At 51.7% G+C, this 15,827-nt stretch carries 16 protein-coding genes; all 16 read right to left on the bottom strand.

The annotated features are described in order from the left end of the window. A partial coding sequence (locus tag KIS29_10320) for a hypothetical protein (protein ID MBX8640717.1) occupies positions 1-721 on the bottom strand: 721 nt, incomplete at its 3' end. Further along, positions 718-1,077 (bottom strand): hypothetical protein, encoded by a 360-nt coding sequence (locus tag KIS29_10325; protein ID MBX8640718.1) that lies wholly within the window; start codon positions 1,075-1,077, stop codon positions 718-720. The genes KIS29_10320 and KIS29_10325, both read right to left, overlap by 4 nt. Beyond that, complete coding sequence (locus KIS29_10330) at positions 1,067-1,300, bottom strand: hypothetical protein (protein MBX8640719.1); 234 nt, start codon at positions 1,298-1,300, stop codon at positions 1,067-1,069. Before KIS29_10330 ends, KIS29_10325 begins: the two co-directional genes overlap by 11 nt. A gap of 20 nt (positions 1,301-1,320) precedes the next feature. Beyond that, positions 1,321-2,172: a hypothetical protein gene (locus KIS29_10335; protein ID MBX8640720.1), complete on the bottom strand. Its 852-nt coding sequence runs from the start codon at positions 2,170-2,172 to the stop codon at positions 1,321-1,323. Further along, positions 2,169-2,978, bottom strand: a complete 810-nt coding sequence (locus KIS29_10340; GenBank protein MBX8640721.1) for a hypothetical protein — start codon at positions 2,976-2,978, stop codon at positions 2,169-2,171. The genes KIS29_10335 and KIS29_10340 overlap by 4 nt, the downstream gene beginning before the upstream one ends. Before the next feature lie 23 nt (positions 2,979-3,001). Continuing rightward, positions 3,002-3,298: a hypothetical protein gene (locus KIS29_10345; GenBank protein ID MBX8640722.1), complete on the bottom strand. Its 297-nt coding sequence runs from the start codon at positions 3,296-3,298 to the stop codon at positions 3,002-3,004. Positions 3,299-3,303: 5 nt separating this feature from the next. Next, positions 3,304-4,380, bottom strand: coding sequence for a hypothetical protein (locus KIS29_10350; GenBank protein MBX8640723.1), 1,077 nt, complete (start codon positions 4,378-4,380; stop codon positions 3,304-3,306). Next, on the bottom strand, positions 4,377-4,742 hold the full coding sequence (locus KIS29_10355; GenBank protein ID MBX8640724.1) for a hypothetical protein: 366 nt from the start codon (positions 4,740-4,742) through the stop codon (positions 4,377-4,379). Before KIS29_10355 ends, KIS29_10350 begins: the two co-directional genes overlap by 4 nt. 2 nt (positions 4,743-4,744) lie before the next feature. After that, positions 4,745-5,077, bottom strand: coding sequence for a hypothetical protein (locus KIS29_10360; GenBank protein ID MBX8640725.1), 333 nt, complete (start codon positions 5,075-5,077; stop codon positions 4,745-4,747). After that, positions 5,070-5,414, bottom strand: a complete 345-nt coding sequence (locus tag KIS29_10365) for a hypothetical protein (GenBank protein MBX8640726.1) — start codon at positions 5,412-5,414, stop codon at positions 5,070-5,072. Before KIS29_10365 ends, KIS29_10360 begins: the two co-directional genes overlap by 8 nt. A gap of 8 nt (positions 5,415-5,422) precedes the next feature. Then, a complete protein-coding gene (locus KIS29_10370; protein MBX8640727.1) occupies positions 5,423-11,878 on the bottom strand; it encodes a PKD domain-containing protein in 6,456 nt (2,151 codons plus the stop codon). Then, on the bottom strand, positions 11,875-12,189 hold the full coding sequence (locus tag KIS29_10375; protein MBX8640728.1) for a hypothetical protein: 315 nt from the start codon (positions 12,187-12,189) through the stop codon (positions 11,875-11,877). Before KIS29_10375 ends, KIS29_10370 begins: the two co-directional genes overlap by 4 nt. Continuing rightward, on the bottom strand, positions 12,189-12,467 hold the full coding sequence (locus KIS29_10380; GenBank protein MBX8640729.1) for a hypothetical protein: 279 nt from the start codon (positions 12,465-12,467) through the stop codon (positions 12,189-12,191). Before KIS29_10380 ends, KIS29_10375 begins: the two co-directional genes overlap by 1 nt. 11 nt (positions 12,468-12,478) lie before the next feature. Next, positions 12,479-12,856 (bottom strand): hypothetical protein, encoded by a 378-nt coding sequence (locus KIS29_10385; GenBank protein MBX8640730.1) that lies wholly within the window; start codon positions 12,854-12,856, stop codon positions 12,479-12,481. A 1-nt stretch (position 12,857) separates the two neighbouring features. Next, on the bottom strand, positions 12,858-14,087 hold the full coding sequence (locus KIS29_10390) for a hypothetical protein (protein MBX8640731.1): 1,230 nt from the start codon (positions 14,085-14,087) through the stop codon (positions 12,858-12,860). Positions 14,088-14,247: 160 nt separating this feature from the next. Next, positions 14,248-15,827: hypothetical protein (locus KIS29_10395; GenBank protein MBX8640732.1), on the bottom strand; the 1,580-nt coding region annotated here is incomplete at its 5' end.

The raw sequence follows: 15,827 nt of genomic DNA on the forward strand, positions 1-15,827 counted from the left end.
ACTCGTCACACTGGACCGATACGGCAGGCATTCCATTCTTTATCAGCAACCTGTCCCCGTTCAGCAGTTCCAGTTGCTCCTGGAACTCCCTGAACCTCGATTCCATGTACTCCTTCTTCTTTGCCTCGTATTTCTCCCAGAGTTCCTTTGAGGGCAGCTGGAACTTCACCATCTTCACCACTATCTTTGATATGCCTCTGTGGATCCTCGGGAATTTGGCAAGAGGATGCTCAGGATCGAAGGTGTTCCTGGACAGGAGCTTCATCTTCATCAACCCCTGAACGTCGGTTGATTCGAACCTTATGTGCACCAGCCTCCTGGACTGCCTCTCGATAAAAATCTCATCAGGCACCGTGATGAACGTCAGTATCTGCTTGTACCTGAACCCCTGCGTAAGCATGCCGAACACCTTGGCACTCATTTCCTGCCAGAGCCTCGCATTTATGCCAAGGCCGGCATCGTCGAAAACTATCACTGATCCTGGCGGAAGTCCGGCATTCACCAAAGCTATGAACTCCTTGACCGTGAACACGATCCTGTCCACGCTGAAGGTAGGATCAACCCTTTCTGCAAGCCTTATGGAAGCCAGCGACTTCCCCGACCCTGTGTCGCCAATGAATAAGGCGATCAGGTTCCTGTTTTTCCTGATCCTGTGCCTTATCCACTGCAGAAGCCAAACGCTGTTCTTTGTGGTGTCATCCTCACTTACATTCTCTGTCATATTCCTTCATCTCCTCCTTCAGTATACGTGAGATTCTGAGGGATCATCAGCCCTAGCCTGGAGTAAAGCCGGGAGATGGATCCGAGCCACTGGAACAGGGCATCATAGCCCTCTGACACGTACCTTGCGGACGGGTAGTCCCTGGACACGTCCCTGATCCTCTTCATGGCAGCCCTGTACTCGGCCTCATATTCCTGGTCATGGTACCCTGATAGTAGGTGGTGCAGTGCCTTCAGTTTCTCTCCCCAGCTGTACAGGTTCCTCGGATTGTGAGGCGTTTCCCCAGGGTATTCCGACGCCTTGACCAGCAGGTCGTAGAGTAGCCTCATGCCCTCTGGCGTCTCGTTATCTGCCATTCTTCCTCCCTATCCTGAAGTCAAGCGTTTCCGGAAGGTCGATGAGGCTCAGCCTGGTGAACTCACTGCTCCCGTTCATCGGGTGCGAGGACTCGTCGAAGATCTCCGAGAGCGGCGGCGATCTTTCACCCTCGTCCTCCATCTCTGCAAACGACCGGTACATGTGCCTGACCCATTCATTATCCTTCATTTTCGGGTTGGAGAAGAACAGGTCCCTGAACACGTTCTCCGTGTTCCAGTCCCTTATGACGTTTCTGGACGTGGCTTCTCATCCTCCTTCTTCCTGATCAGCGCCCTGATGTATTCCGGATTGCCAAGCAAGTCCTGCACCTCCTTTTCGTATGCATCCGCCTCCTCCTGCCTCACGTTCTGCTTCCTCAGCACAGCCATTATGCTGTCCCTGTGCGCCGAGGTTATGGCGTCTATGCTCTCCTCGTTCTGCCTTGTGGCCTCCACAATGCTCTCAACCTTCCCCATCTTCCTTAGCTTGGCCACCTCAAGGAGCGTGTCCTTGAGCATCCTTGTCAGGTCATCCAGCACGGACTGGAACATGGCATACTTTGCCCTGTTGTAGTGAGCCCATGCGATGTTCACGAACCATGGAATGCTGGTGCCGTCCAGGTACCTGACCTCTATGCACCAGTACGTTATCCGGCCGTTTATCCTGCCGGATTCCAGCGTAAGCCCCGTTTCCTTCTCCACCAGCGACCAGATCTCGTCGCTGATGAATAGCCGGTCCCAGTCCATGAAATCGGAAGTTGGCACCATGATGAACACGCCGTTCCTGGTGCGCAGGGTGCGGGAATAGAAGTATATCATGGGAACGTAGACAAGCACGGAAATCAGGGTATACGTGAGTCCCACAAGGTCATATTCCACGTACGCAAGAATGATGCCTATGATGAGCTGCGGAAGCATCGTCCTGATGAGCGACCTGAAGGACACGAACTTCTGGAGCCTACCGATGTTCTCTCCGGATCTTGATCGCATGGCCTTCTTCAGGTCCTCGCGCCTCCTGTCTGCATCCGCCCCGGATTTCTCGAAGGCATTCTCGCGCCTTCTCTGCCAGAAGCCCCTGCCCATTGCATCCTTCATATGCGGATCACCTCCCTCCTCTCCTTCTCAAGCAGGTATTTGCGGGCCGTGAACAGTGCGATCATGATGGCGAAGAACGACGCCACAAAAGCCCTGGCTATGCCGTACTCGTACTGCGAAAGAGTGTACTGCAGTGAAGGCGGCTGCGGGCCATAGTATTTCTGGATGGGTATTGTTGCCACGAGCTCATTAGGGAACTTGAATATCCCGTTTCCGAGACCAATGGTAACGGTGGCAGATGATCCGGATATGTTGAAATCCACGGTCCTGGAACCGTAAACGTGTCCTGACATTAGCTCCTGGCCGTTCAGGTATATGGAATATGAGACATTCTGCGTGCTCTGCATGGTAACTGACCAGTCGGGGTACATCAGTGCCCCTGATGTGCCTGGTGCCACTGTCAAGAACTGGTCCTGCCCCGGGTATGAGCTTGATACCGATACGGATTCTATGGCCTGGTTGGACAGCGGACCCGTGATTATGTCAGCAAAGGAATAGGATACGCCCTGGAAGACCAGCACGGCACTGGCAGTAGAACCGCCGGGCAGGTTCCACACGTATGTGAAATTGAAAACACCCAGTGAAACACCGGACTCCACCGCTGTGCCATTGACCTGGAACGTGAAAGATCCGGAACCGTACAGGTACACGTGCCAGTCCGGGTATACGGTTATGCCGGTCGAATTGACTGGAACGTAAAGGTCTTCATTTCCGGAACCGTAGGTCGAATAGATGATCACGTGACCTGAAGGCGGCGATGCATCCACAACCGGAGCGAATACAAGCCCGATAAGGGCTATGAACATTATGGAGGGTAGGATTATGCCCTTCAGGACCTTCCGCCCCCTCTATTCGGAGATTTAGGCAGGATATGGTTATGATCCAGGAATATTTTCCGCCTGATGTATTCCAGGATCCTTTTTTTCTTCTCCCTCAGCCTTGACGCGGAGGCAGCCATGGCGAGTATCAGGCCGGAGGTTACATTCGTGCCGGATCCGGAAGAGGGGAAGAAGAACTGGTGGAACATCTTCTCTATGGCGGGCAGCGTAAGGCCGAGCCTCGTCAGTATCCACAGCCCAATGACAAGGACAATGATGGCAATGGCGGCATCGGTTATCTTACCCAATGCTCTCACTCCATCCTTGGGGCTATAAGGCCGCGTGTCTCTATTCGCTCATTATTAGGTCCGAGTCTCCTGATCATGGCGCTGAGAGGATAGTCAGCCTTGAGGTCCAGGCTTATCGCCATGCCGTTGTCAGTCTTCACCGTTCTCCTTGCCATCATGGTCTTGATCATGTTCCCGAGCATTTCCCGATCGAAGTTCGCTGTATGCCACGTATCGTCATTTACGCTGCTGGTGCTCTTTGAGGGCTGTGCAGTGAATTCCAGAACTGTTACTGTGTTCTTGTCAGGTGAATGAGAGTCCTTGAGTTGCCTTTCCCTTCCCGCTTCCTTCTCGTTAAATCCTGTGACCAGGACCCTGTTGCCCTTCATCTGGAAAGTTACAGTTTTACTGAACGGATCATCCTTGGCTGGCTTCCTGAGGAAAGCCATTAGGCTCACCAGGTTACCGCCATCAATCTGCGCCTTCCATGAATTGGTCTCAAAGTCCAATTTTGGCATGTTGAATCTTGCAGCTGCTGGGTCTATTCCGGACTCAAGCGTGAACCTCTTATCCTCACCCTGTTCTATGTGGTAGAAGTCGTTGGGCAGAGACGTGGGCAGAGTTTCCTCGACCATCATCACGTGTGAAGGGTCAACGCCGATATACCTCATCTCTCCATTGTTGACGGATATCTTGGCATCGATGAAAAAATCCCTCAGCTGCTCATTTGTCATCTGGAGTTTTCCATTCTCTGTCAGGAGGCCTATGAGCTTTAACGCTTGATCCTTTTCTCGGCTGATGGTGCCGATGTGCGGAGTGTGATCGACAATATCATGTTTAGCCTCAGATTCCCCAGTTACAGGATGCGATGGTTCCTGCGTGGCGGAAGCTGATGATGCTGCAGCCTCTGGAAGAATAGATTCGTACGGTGCATAAAGATCAAGGCGGGTGTTTGTTTCAATCAGCCTTGCCCTCTTGCCCTGCTTCCTCAGTGCCTGCACTTCATCGTATGCCAGGTCCCGCGATACCCCAAACGCCTGCCTCTTCTTCACCGGATATACTTTCCTCTCCTTTCCCTTTCCCCTTGTCCTGAATTCCGTCATTTCTTTCTTCCTCCAATTCTTGCCTTTCCGCCTGTGTTGAAACTTCCAATATCGAAATAAAACACCGTGGCCGACTCCTTTCCCGAACTGTAAAATGATACTGATTCCTCCCCGAGGTAAATCCGGTCTATGCCTGAGAGCCTCATTCCATTGATGCTGAATTCCCTGGGAGACCCTGAGAATTCGAAGGGCTCATCGCTGCTGTTCACAAACCCCTCCAATCTTGCAATCCTTGAGATTTTCTCCGGAGGCCATCTCATCAGGTCCCGGGCAGAGGCTTTCCTCTCCGGCGCCAGCTTCCTCTTTGTAACCGGTATCACCCGCTTCCTGCCATTCCTGGTCACTGTCCTGAACTCCGGCATGATCAGGCCTCCTCGAATCTGCCCCTGGCAATATAGGCAATGTCAGAATCGATGACGCGCTCCATTCTCTCGTTTCCCTGGTACTTTGTCCTGAGGACCGAGAGTTCGGTCAGTGTGTCCGATTTCCCGTATTTCTCCACCGCCCTGGTGAGTGCTTTTTTCCTCAGATCGTCCGCCAGGTCCACAGCATAACCTGCCATTGATAGCCCGTGGATGTGGATCTTCTTCAGGTCAGCCTGTGAGACCCTCTTGGTGATTCCAGAGAATTTTCTGTTATTGACTGGCACTGCCTGACTCTTCCCCCTGTATTTCCTTGTTATCCATCCGTTAGTCACTTCTCTTCCCTCCAGACACGTATCTGATATCCTGCACGATCTTCGCCTTCATCTGCGGCCTGTTGTAATCAAGCCGGTACAGTTCACCCAGTTTCCTCAGGACTTCCTTCATGCCGTACTTCTGCACTGCCCTGTTAAGAGCCGCATGCTTCTGTTGAACGGGCGCGGAGATGTGATATCCCAGTCCAGTCAGGGAACCGGGATGCTTTACTCCTACACCCGTCAGGTCCTCTATCTCCCTTGGGGTCAACAGTCTCACAATCGCCGTCTTTCTGGTGCCCATTGGCACCACGCGCTTCTTTCCCTTTCTCTCTATTGTCCTAAACTTTGTTGCCATTCTTTCACCTACTTCTTTGTGTCCAGCTGGTATGTGTGCGTCTTGCCGCCGCTGGTGGCGACAACGTCTATTGGCGGCTTCCTCAGCTGCATCGCCGCAATCCCTATTCCCGAGAGCGTCAGTATGATGATCAAAAAGTTAGGCAGCCCCCCGAAGAATGATATCACCGTGCCGAGCGATATGGGATTCTGCGACAGGATCGATGATACGGTGAATGGCATGGTGATGCTGTTTGAGGCGGAATCGTTGTTGAATGCCACCACCCTTATGCCGTACGTACCGGAATTGTAATTGCCCTGATCCATGGTGAGGTTGAAGTATGCCACCTCGCCGCCCTGCGGTGTGTATGATGAATTGATCTCGACAGGCGAGATCATGGTTGTACCAAGGAATGCCTCAACTGCCGTTATGCCATGGAGGCTCTGAACCTTGATTGTGTAGTACGTCATCGGTCCTGCAGCCGATTTCGTGTATGACAGCACGATGCTGCTGTTTGTCTCCTGCGGCAGAACCTGGATATTACGAGTGACAGATGCTGCTGCACCAAGGCTGTCTGTAACCGTGACTCTTACCGAGTAATTGCCAGGATTCTGGAAATAATACAGTACTGATTGACCCGAATCCGAGGTTCCATTGATGTCCCATGCATAGGTGAATGAGTTACTGTCCGGTGCTTTTGCAGTGGCATTCAGGGATAGCATTGTGTCTACGGGTATGATGGATGGGGGGCTGAAGGAAACTGATGGTATTGCGGGTACCATCCTCACTGTCAGATATTGGGTCCATGACTTTCCAGAACCGTAGTTCAAGGTCGCAATCACCGTGTTGATCTCATTATACACTGGGAATTTGTAGGAGATATTCATCCCAGTAACAGTCTGGCCGTTGGGGAATGACCATGACATATTGTAAGGGCCTTTAGCATCCCAGTTTGGAATCGCCGTGAAATGGAATGTCTGAGTGATATTCAGGCCAGACGAATACTCAAATGACACCGGTGGCGGGAGACTCGTTATGGTGATGTTCTCCTCACCAGTCGCCCCGTTTGCGCTTGTAACTTTGAAAGTGACCGAGTAATTTCCCGGCTGGAAGCTGTATGCCGGATTCTGCTGCAATGAGTGCTGGCCGTTTCCAAAAGACCAGTTGTAGGCATAGTCTGATCCTCCAAGGACGGATGATGAGAATTGCACGGCAAGAGGCCCCAGCCCGGAAGTGGTGTTGGCAGCAATGGCAACGAAGAGATGCACATCGACAGTGAAGTTCTGCGTATCGGTGTAGCCGGATGAATCCGTCACCTGCGTTTCAATGGTATCCGGTCCGGACGACGAGAATGCATGCGTGACGTTGTTCCCGCTGATCTGTTCGCCGCTGGGGAAATACCACTGTATTGCATATGGGGCAATTCCGCCGGATATGTTCAGCGACAGGGGTTCCTCGATGGATGCCCGAATATAGGTTGGCGCGACAAAGCTTGCATGCGGGTCAGCATATACGGTCTCGTTGACGCTGGCAATGGCTTCCCTTCCGAATGCATCGGTCACGGTGAGCTGTATGCTATATGCTCCGGATGATGAGAAGGAGTAAACCAGTGTAGCATTGGTGTAAGTATGCCCGGCTATGAGCCATGAATAACCGTAAGGGCCAGTTCCGCCGGATAGTATACCCCTGAATGAAATGGGCACATTCGCGTCAGTCTTGTTTGTCGGGGTAACTATGGTCACCGTTGGGTTTGCTCTTACCACTATGGTGGAAGAGAGTTCAATACTCTCAGCCATTGAATCGTTCACGTATGCAGTGATGTCATACGTGCCTGGAATGGTAAAGTACTGCGCATACGAGTCTGAGGAAGAGACGACCGCCCCGTTGATCATGATCACGTAAGTATACGGACCCGTCCCGTTGGCTGCAGTCAGGGACAGCGTATCTGTGATGTTGGTGTCCACTGTGGCGTATTGCCTGCTGAGAGTCGCAGACAGTCCCGGTTCCACCGTAATGCTCACGACCGCCGTTGCTCTCTCACCGAGGGCATCGGTGACTATCAGGGTGATGTTGTAGTCTCCCGGCTGGAAGGAATACGTGAAGTTCTCCTGCGACGATGCGGCATTGCCGTTTATTTCCCAGAGATAGTAGTATACCGGAGTTCCGCCGGCTACGCCGGAAGTGAACGTGTCCGACTGCCCGGAGTCGATCCTGGAATGCAGCGGCGAGATTGAAGCGGTCATGGGTGTGTTCACAGTGATGCTCAGGGATGCACTGCCGGTGTTGCCGAAAGAGTCGCTGACGACCAGTGTAACGGTGTATGAGCCGGCTGATACAAACGTGTGGGATATGATCGAACCATAGCCTATTACCGATCCGGAAAGTTCCCATGTGTAGTTATACGGCATGGTTCCGCCGGAAACTCCCGAGAGGAAGGAAACGGACATGCCCTGGTCCACAATGGTCCTGTTAGCCAGTATGCTTGGGACGGGAAGCCCGAAAACCGTGATGGTAGCGGGAGAAGAGGTTGTGCTGCCGTCAGCGTCCCTCAGTATGACCTTGACAGAATACGAGCCTGCAGTAGTGAACGCATATGAAAGGGAGCTGCCATATCCTGCGGTTTGACCGTTAATCTCCCACGTGTAGTTGTAAGGAAGTGTACCATAACTACCTGTCGCGCTGAACAAGTCCTTGACGTTCACGTCAATGGCGGAATGGGAGGCAGACATTGACACCTCCGGCGGCGGGTTTATGGTCACATTGGTATAGGCTGTGACGCTGTTGCCAGCGAAATCCGTAATCCTGACCTCAATCTCCATGGTGCCTTCGGAGTTGAAGGTGTATGTCAGGTTCGGCTGCGACCCCACTTCAGACCCTCCTATGGTCCAGGAGTAGGTGTACGGAGAGGAACCGCCGGAGGCCGTGGCTGAAAATGAACCGACAAGCCCAGGGTCTCCAGATGATACGGATGATGAGATAGATAAAGTGGGCCTGCTTGACACCGTCACAAGGAGGTATGACGTGGCGGACGCATCCTGCGAATCGACCGCCTTGATCGACACATTGTAAGTTCCCGGTGAGGTAAAAGAATAGCTCAGGTACAATCCTGATGAGGAGGGCGTAACGTTCACGCCGTTGACGAACCAGTAGAAATTGTACGGTTCGGTGCCATAGGTCGCATTGCCCGTGAAGGTGGCCAGGGTGGATACATCCGTTTTATCCGGCCCGTTGATGGATATAGACGGTTTCTGGATGACACTGATGCTAACCGATGTTGTGTAAGATTCTCCCAAGCTGTCTTTCACCACCAGCTTGATTGCCTGTGTGCCGGTATCGGGGAATGCCATGTGGAAGCTCTGCGAGTAGTTCACCACGGTAGGCCCGTCATACCATGTGTAGTTGAAGGGGTACGTCCCCCCGTTCACGTTGGCCGTGAAAGTGTCGTTCACGCCCTGATCAACCGTAGCGTATTCAGAGGAAATTGTTGCTGCCGGATCCGCATTGACTGTTTGGGTCAGGGATGCGGATGCAGTATTACCGTTGGCGTCCCGCACAGTCAGGAGCACAGAATATGAACCTGCGGAGGTGAAGGTGTACTGGAAGGAGGATGCGTAGGACACCACCACCGAATTGATCTCCCATGTGTAGTTATACGGTGTGGTTCCGCCGGTTGGGGATGATGAGAAGGAGACAGGCACGCCGGCGTCCGTTGGTGCGGGAGATGATGAGATGGTCACGGAGGGATCGGAGTTCACCGTCTCAGTGAAAGAGTAGGAGGATGCGTCGCCAAGGCTGTCCTTTACGGTGACATTGACATAGTATGTTCCCGGTGAGGAGAAGGTGTAGTCCAGGCTCTGGGAGGTGGATGACTGGGTCGCACTGTTGACATACCACGTATAGGAGAAGGAGCCTGTGCCCTGCGCGGCTGATGCGGTGAATGTAACGGAATTGCCAACATCGGTGGGATTCTGTGAACTGCTTATGCTCACTGTCGGGTCTGCATTGACTGTTTCCGTCAGCGTCGATGACGTTGCGGTGTTTCCGATGCCGTCCGTCAGGATAACGTAAATGGCGTCAGTTCCGGACGAACCGAAGGAGGTGGTGTAAGTCGATGACGTTGCACCGCTTACCGCTGCCCCGTTCAGGTACCACTGGTACGTATATGATCCGGATCCCCCGGACCCTGATGCGGTGAATGTTACGCTGTTCCCGACATCGGTTGGGTTCTGTGAACTCGAAATTGAGACAGAGGGATCGGCGTTCACGGTTTCATCCAGCGTTGAGGAAGTGGCTGAATTGCCCACGCCATCCTTGATTGTGACATATATAGAGTCAGTTCCGGACGAGCTGAAAGAGGTGGAGTAGGTGGATGCAGTGGCTCCGGATACGGCATTCGAGTTGAGGTACCACTGGTACGAATACGAACCTGATCCACCGGATGGGGATGCAGTGAACGTCACTGAGTTGCCCACGTCGGCTGGATTCTGGGAACTTGCTATGCTCACTGAAGGGTCCGAATAAACGGTTTCGGTGAGGGAAGCACTTGCTGTATGTCCGTCACCATCCGTTACAGTGACTTCAATTGTATATGACCCGGAAGAACTGAAAGAATAGCTCAGAGTTGAACCTGAGCCCTCTGACGCCCCGTTAACAGTCCATGCGTACGATATTGTGCCAGTGCCTCCGCTCTCGGAAGCCGTGAACGTCACTGAGTTGCTAACGTCGGTAGGGTTCTGGCTGCTTGACACCGACACTGAGGGGTTGTTGTTGATCGTAACCGATACAGAGGCGGAATAAGTTTCGCCGAGGCTATCCGTCACCGTAACCGTGACGGTGTACGATCCGGCGGAGGAGAAGGAATAGGAGAAGTCCTGGGAAGTGGATACCTGCGTGCCTCCAATTGTCCATGAATAGGTATACGGGGAAGTCCCTCCGGAAGGCGAGGCTGAGAATGTGATTGAGTATCCCACGTCAGCCGTTGTTGTGCTTGCAGATGCTGAAACCGTTGGGTCGGAGTTCACCGTTTCATCTATTGTATTTGAGTTGACAGTGTATCCGGCTCCATCTGTCAAGGAAACGTAATAACTATAGGTTCCCGAGGAAGAATAATCCCCGGGTGAATATGTGGACGAGGTTGCACCGCTAATTGCATTACTGTTGGCGTACCACTGGTATGAATATGATCCGGAGCCTCCTGATGGCGATGCCGTAAGGGTTATGCTTTTTCCAACATCAGTGGGGTTCTGTGAACTCGAAATTGAGACAGAGGGATCGGAGTTCACCGTCTCGGTGATAGTATTCGACATGACAGAATAGCCGCTGTTATCCACATAGACAACGAAGATGGAATACGTGCCGGCAGATAATGAGGTACTGTATGACGATCCCGTGCCGATCTGGTCCGACGTTGATCCGGAATACCATGTGTACGATCCTCCCCCGGAACCGCCTGATACTGAGGAACTGAATGTGATCTGCTGGCTGGCATCCGCCGGGTTCAGGCTGGTCGAGGCGCTTACTGAGGGGTCGGAGTTCACAGTTATGGTGAGGGTGTTGGAATTGACCCCGTATCCGGCGCTGTCAGAGAGATGGACATAAACATAATAAGTGCCGGCAGAAGGGAAGGAATAGGACGGGTTCTGAGAGGTGGAAAATGATGAATAGGACCCGCCGGACGGTTCCTCGTACCATGTGTAGCTGTACGGTGTTGTTCCTCCGGAAGGCGAGGATGAGAATGAAATGCTCTGCCCCGCATCAACGGTCTGGACATTTGCCGAAGCGGATATTGTCGGGTCTGAGTTCACTGTCAGCGTCGTGGAAACTGTCGACGTTGATCCGGCATCCGTTGAATAGTACAGGTATTCCGTTCCACCCGACCCACCGGAGTAAGTAGGGTTTGAGGAACTGCTTGAAACCAGTCCGGACCAGTGGTAAGTGCCGCCGTTGACGTCATTCGATGAAACACCGCTGGCGGAAAATGTGGTGGTCTGCCCTGCATCCACCGGATTGGGTGAGGCTGACACCGAAGAAAGAGTGGGGCCAGCAGGGCTGCCCGAATAGGTTCCAGTCTCGTCATATGTGTTGTAACCGGATGTCTTGCCGGTTACTGCTACGGTCACACTTCCGGGCGTTGAGTAGCCCGGAACGCCGCCCCATGAAAGGGTGACGGTGAATGCGGAAGTAGTGTCCACTACCGTGATTGTTCCAGAGCTGCCTGGTGCTGGGGCGATGGTGTTTTCTCCATAAGTTGACGAAGCTGACCAGCTTGATATCTCAGATGAAAGACCACTTTCGGAAACACTCAGGTAGGCATAATAATCAGAACCACCTCCACCGCCTCCTGGCCGGCTAAATGGGTTATAGGATGCAATCTGCTGCTCCGCAGGAGCAAGAACTACGAGCAACATCAGGGATGCGAATATCACCGCGATGGGAATGACGTATCTCTTCTTTCCTTTCAGGGAACGCACAATAATGGATTTCACGCCACCGCCCCCACTACCGGAATGTCATGCAGGACCATCATGAAGATCAGTGCGAAGGAGAAGAACGAAAAGAGCAGTATGACGAATACTGGCAGGGACAGGATACCAAGGCCCGTTACTGCCTGGACAAACATGCCCACAATGCCGGATACTATACCCTCAATGACGGAAAACAGCAGGTTGACTAGTTCAGCAAGGTAATACAATGCCATGGCGAAGAAATAGAGAATGATCTGGATCACGTTGTTTATGGCATCGAGGGGGTTCAGCCAGGAAATCAGTGACGGAGGGCTTACGCCATAGTATGACATTATTCACCCACCATGTCCTTCACCGGGACAACGAACGAGAAGAGCAGGTACAGGCCAACAAATGTGAATCCTGCGGACGCTGTCAGCATCATGGGCATCAGGATGCCATAATTCCCCTGCCACGCCTGAAACACCTGGACAAAGTCCTGGGTGAGTGCTTGAAACAGGGGCAGTATGAGGGTGTCCTCCAGGTCCAGTAGAAGATTCTGGAAGAACCTGTATATGACCTGCAGGAACACCCATAAGGGCGATGACATTATCGCTGAACCCAGAGACATCCATGATTACCTCAGAGATCGTCTTCCATGCCCACGAGATCCTTAAGCGGGCCGATGACCGCGAATATAAGGAAACCGAGCAGCAGTGCAATGCCGATGCCGAAGACGAACATCATGGGGCCATAAACGCCGTATCCTGACAGGCTGAAGCCGAACCCCTGGAACATGATGTCAATGGACTGTGTGAAGCCGGAGAATATGCCTCCGAACATTGTCCCAAGACCATTCATGATGGTCTGCAGGAAACCCATAAGCAGTCCCCATATGCTGTTGAATATGGTCGTGCCCAGGGAGCTTGTGGCCATGGGGATGAAGGTCAGTGAGATCATGGAGATTTTCATCCTCGCCCTCTTGATTTTCTTCACATGGAAAATGAGCCGGTTCAACATCTCACTTCCCTCCCTTCGCAGCCTGGTTCTTCCTGTCGAATACACCCAGGTCATACCATGGAGCCACCAGTATGGCCGAAACAAAGGTGAATATGGTGCCGATCAGGTATCCCGTCTGCTCTGCTGAATATGATCCAAAGATTGTGGTAAGGCCGTTGTTCCCGTATGCATGGAAGCTGATCGATATGCTGGTGACGTTGCTCTGCACCAGCACCATGATGTTTGCGGACTGGTTTCCCGTCAGCGAGGATGATGCTATGGGGAATGAGGCTGACGTGAGGTTCTTCAGGCTCTGGTACGCAAATGGCTCGAAACTTGACACGTTGTAGCCTGTACCCAGGGAGACATTGGCGGCATGGACATCAGTGGAATCGATCACGAGCTTGGACACGGCGAAGTTGTTCATTTCCGCCACTGTGAGATTGGTCCTGATCCACACCTCCCCCTGGTATGTGGTCACATTGTTCACGGTGCTGGACGGAAAGTCAAAGGTGGCTGTTCCGTTGACCTGGCCGAAGGGTATCGCACCTGACGACCCGTAAACATATGATGTGATGGCCTCGGACTGCAGAACCGGAGAATTATCGCTGCCTGCGACCAGGGCATGCCCTATTCCAGCAGAGAGAAAAATCATCAGGAATACCGAGATGAGGGCAATGAACAGGCCTATGAACTTCCTTGCAGCCTTCCCCGATCCCGATTCCTTGAAATTCAGCACCCTGGTGTTCTTGGCCTTCTGCCCCATGTATCCCTTCCTGTCGGACCATGCGGCATCCCATATGACCACAAGGCCGAATACCAGGATGGATACCAGGTAAAGGATTGCAGCGGAATTGCCTGCATATGCAGGCACAATGATGTACTGGGCAAACCCGAACTCATAGCCCAGGAAACCGCCTATGAACCCACCCACGACGAAACCAGCAAAAGCACGCCACACAAGGTCTATGATGCCTTTACCAGGGGGCGTCAGTGTTTCGATGATAGCCCACACAACCGCCCCGAATATAATCGCAGGCGCAATGATGCCGTCATTGAAAACCACCACATGATTCAGTATGGTGTATGTCGGCTTCGCCAGGAGGCCAACAAACAGCAGCATTGTCGCCAAAAGCCCAATAACAAGCTCCCCTATGTGCCACTTCCCAACGTGCGTTGGGATATTCCTCTTCGTCTTTCCAGAACCCTTTGCCGGATTACCGGCGCCTGAACCTTTATTTTTCTTAGCCATTTCCGCTTCCTCCGCTCCGGAGAGAGGGGAAGCCACTTGCTTTTCGGAGGTCTATGGCTTCCGCTCCTCCGAAAAGCTTTGCAATTATTGAATGCTAGGAAGTTTATATATTCCTTACTCTAAAATCAACTAACGGCGAGAATCTTACGATAAAAATAGGCTAATTTCGATCCCAAAGATTATTTTTCCAGTAGGGCCTTAGAAAACGGTCATCCAGTAGCCAGATATTTACTGAATCCTTGGCGCTTCTATTCGCCCTTCCCACTGCCTGTTTTACTGATATCAGGGCGGGTTCGTTGTAAAGCAGGTCTTCCTTTTTTGCTCCTCCTTTTTTCTGAACATTTTTGAAGATAAAGTCAGACATATCCTTGCGGTAATCATCAGGTGGAGGGACGGGAACCCCCGCAAGTATGACGTCACTCAACAGGTTATCTTTATTTGGAGCCATAAACTCGACTCCCTCAAGGAGAGAGCTATTGTAGGCGGTAAGAACCACTCTCTTCCCATCAAGCATCTCCCTTCTTACGCCAGCTGCCTTGTGTGGGCCAGAAGGAAGAACACATTTATCTCCTATCTCCGGGAAGTCTTTTAAGAGATTTGCGGCGGAGGATGCCATATTTCCATTTGGGAATGCAACAAGAACGCTTTTCTCGCTCTTACTGAATATTTCCCTCACTTTCAGTACATAATTCTTAATTAGCGCCATCCAGTCTTCTTCAGGGAGTTTCGACGCTCCTAGGGTTGTTAGCCCCCTATTTTTGAAGAAATTTCTGCTCCCTCTTTGTATTTTTATGGCGTTTTCGGGCGTCAGGTATACAGTTTCCGGCATTCCCCACATCAACTCTATGGCATCCTTTGATGGCAACGTTCCCGACATGAAAAGGGTACAGTTTCCTCCGAGGAATGCGAAGTATTGAGAATGGTTGAAATTCATTATCCTGAGCCTCCTGAGCTTCAGATCCCTGTTTTCGGGTTTCTTTGACTCGTATTCTTCGCAATAAATGCCGGATTCTGAACTGGACAGCGAAAACGCCTCGGTAAGAAACGAAAATACGGCATGAAGGCTCCGGTTAATATATCTTCCACTCTCTTCATCTATCCCTTCGGCCAACTTTGAAAAACTCACTCTGGATGTGATAAACAATTCCCGTATGTGATCCGGTATTGCATATCTCTTAAGATGATCATTCTTGTTTATCTTAAAGTCCTCAAGAGATTTTAAAAGCTCCAAGAGAATTTCCGCGATATTTACCATGGCCTCTGCACCTTGATGCTTTAACGCGTATGCCCTGATTTCCTCCATCTTAAGGGCAATCGTATCGCCGAATAATTCCCGAAACGCATGTCTTAAAGTGCTGACGGAAAGCTTTCTCCCGAAATTCTCCACCGTTGAGTCGAGATTGTGAGCCTCGTCGAATATCACCAGGTCAAATAGATCAAAGACGTTCAAAGATGATTGGTCGTTCAAGGGCTCTGAGTCATCATTTCGACTCACGCTGATAGCTTCGTGGTCATTTTCCTGTCTTATTTCCTCTTCCATGGGTGTCTCGAACACGTTTTTCCTTATTGATGGGTTAAGCGCATAATTGTACGTTCCAAGGACGATTCTGGCATCTGAAAGGGAATTTCTTACTGAATAGTACGGGCAGAAGCCTTTTGGTTCAACGCCTTCTTTTATTACCCTTGAAAACCCAGCGGGGTCATCGAGAGGATACAGTTTCGCATGCCTGTCTACTGCAA

This window comes from Candidatus Sysuiplasma jiujiangense (assembly GCA_019721075.1).
GTDB classification, from domain to species: domain Archaea; phylum Thermoplasmatota; class Thermoplasmata; order Sysuiplasmatales; family Sysuiplasmataceae; genus Sysuiplasma; species Sysuiplasma jiujiangense.

What these genes read in the sequence shown, in the direction of transcription:
- KIS29_10325 (MBX8640718.1), bottom strand. Translation starts at nt 1,077, where the DNA reads ATGGCAGATAACGAGACGCCAGAGGGCATGAGGCTACTCTACGACCTG.
- KIS29_10335 (MBX8640720.1), bottom strand. Translation starts at nt 2,172, where the DNA reads ATGAAGGATGCAATGGGCAGGGGCTTCTGGCAGAGAAGGCGCGAGAAT.
- KIS29_10340 (MBX8640721.1), bottom strand. Translation starts at nt 2,978, where the DNA reads ATGTTCATAGCCCTTATCGGGCTTGTATTCGCTCCGGTTGTGGATGCA.
- KIS29_10350 (MBX8640723.1), bottom strand. Translation starts at nt 4,380, where the DNA reads ATGACGGAATTCAGGACAAGGGGAAAGGGAAAGGAGAGGAAAGTATAT.
- KIS29_10355 (MBX8640724.1), bottom strand. Translation starts at nt 4,742, where the DNA reads ATGCCGGAGTTCAGGACAGTGACCAGGAATGGCAGGAAGCGGGTGATA.
- KIS29_10365 (MBX8640726.1), bottom strand. Translation starts at nt 5,414, where the DNA reads ATGGCAACAAAGTTTAGGACAATAGAGAGAAAGGGAAAGAAGCGCGTG.
- KIS29_10375 (MBX8640728.1), bottom strand. Translation starts at nt 12,189, where the DNA reads ATGTCATACTATGGCGTAAGCCCTCCGTCACTGATTTCCTGGCTGAAC.
- KIS29_10380 (MBX8640729.1), bottom strand. Translation starts at nt 12,467, where the DNA reads ATGTCTCTGGGTTCAGCGATAATGTCATCGCCCTTATGGGTGTTCCTG.
- KIS29_10385 (MBX8640730.1), bottom strand. Translation starts at nt 12,856, where the DNA reads ATGTTGAACCGGCTCATTTTCCATGTGAAGAAAATCAAGAGGGCGAGG.
- KIS29_10390 (MBX8640731.1), bottom strand. Translation starts at nt 14,087, where the DNA reads ATGGCTAAGAAAAATAAAGGTTCAGGCGCCGGTAATCCGGCAAAGGGT.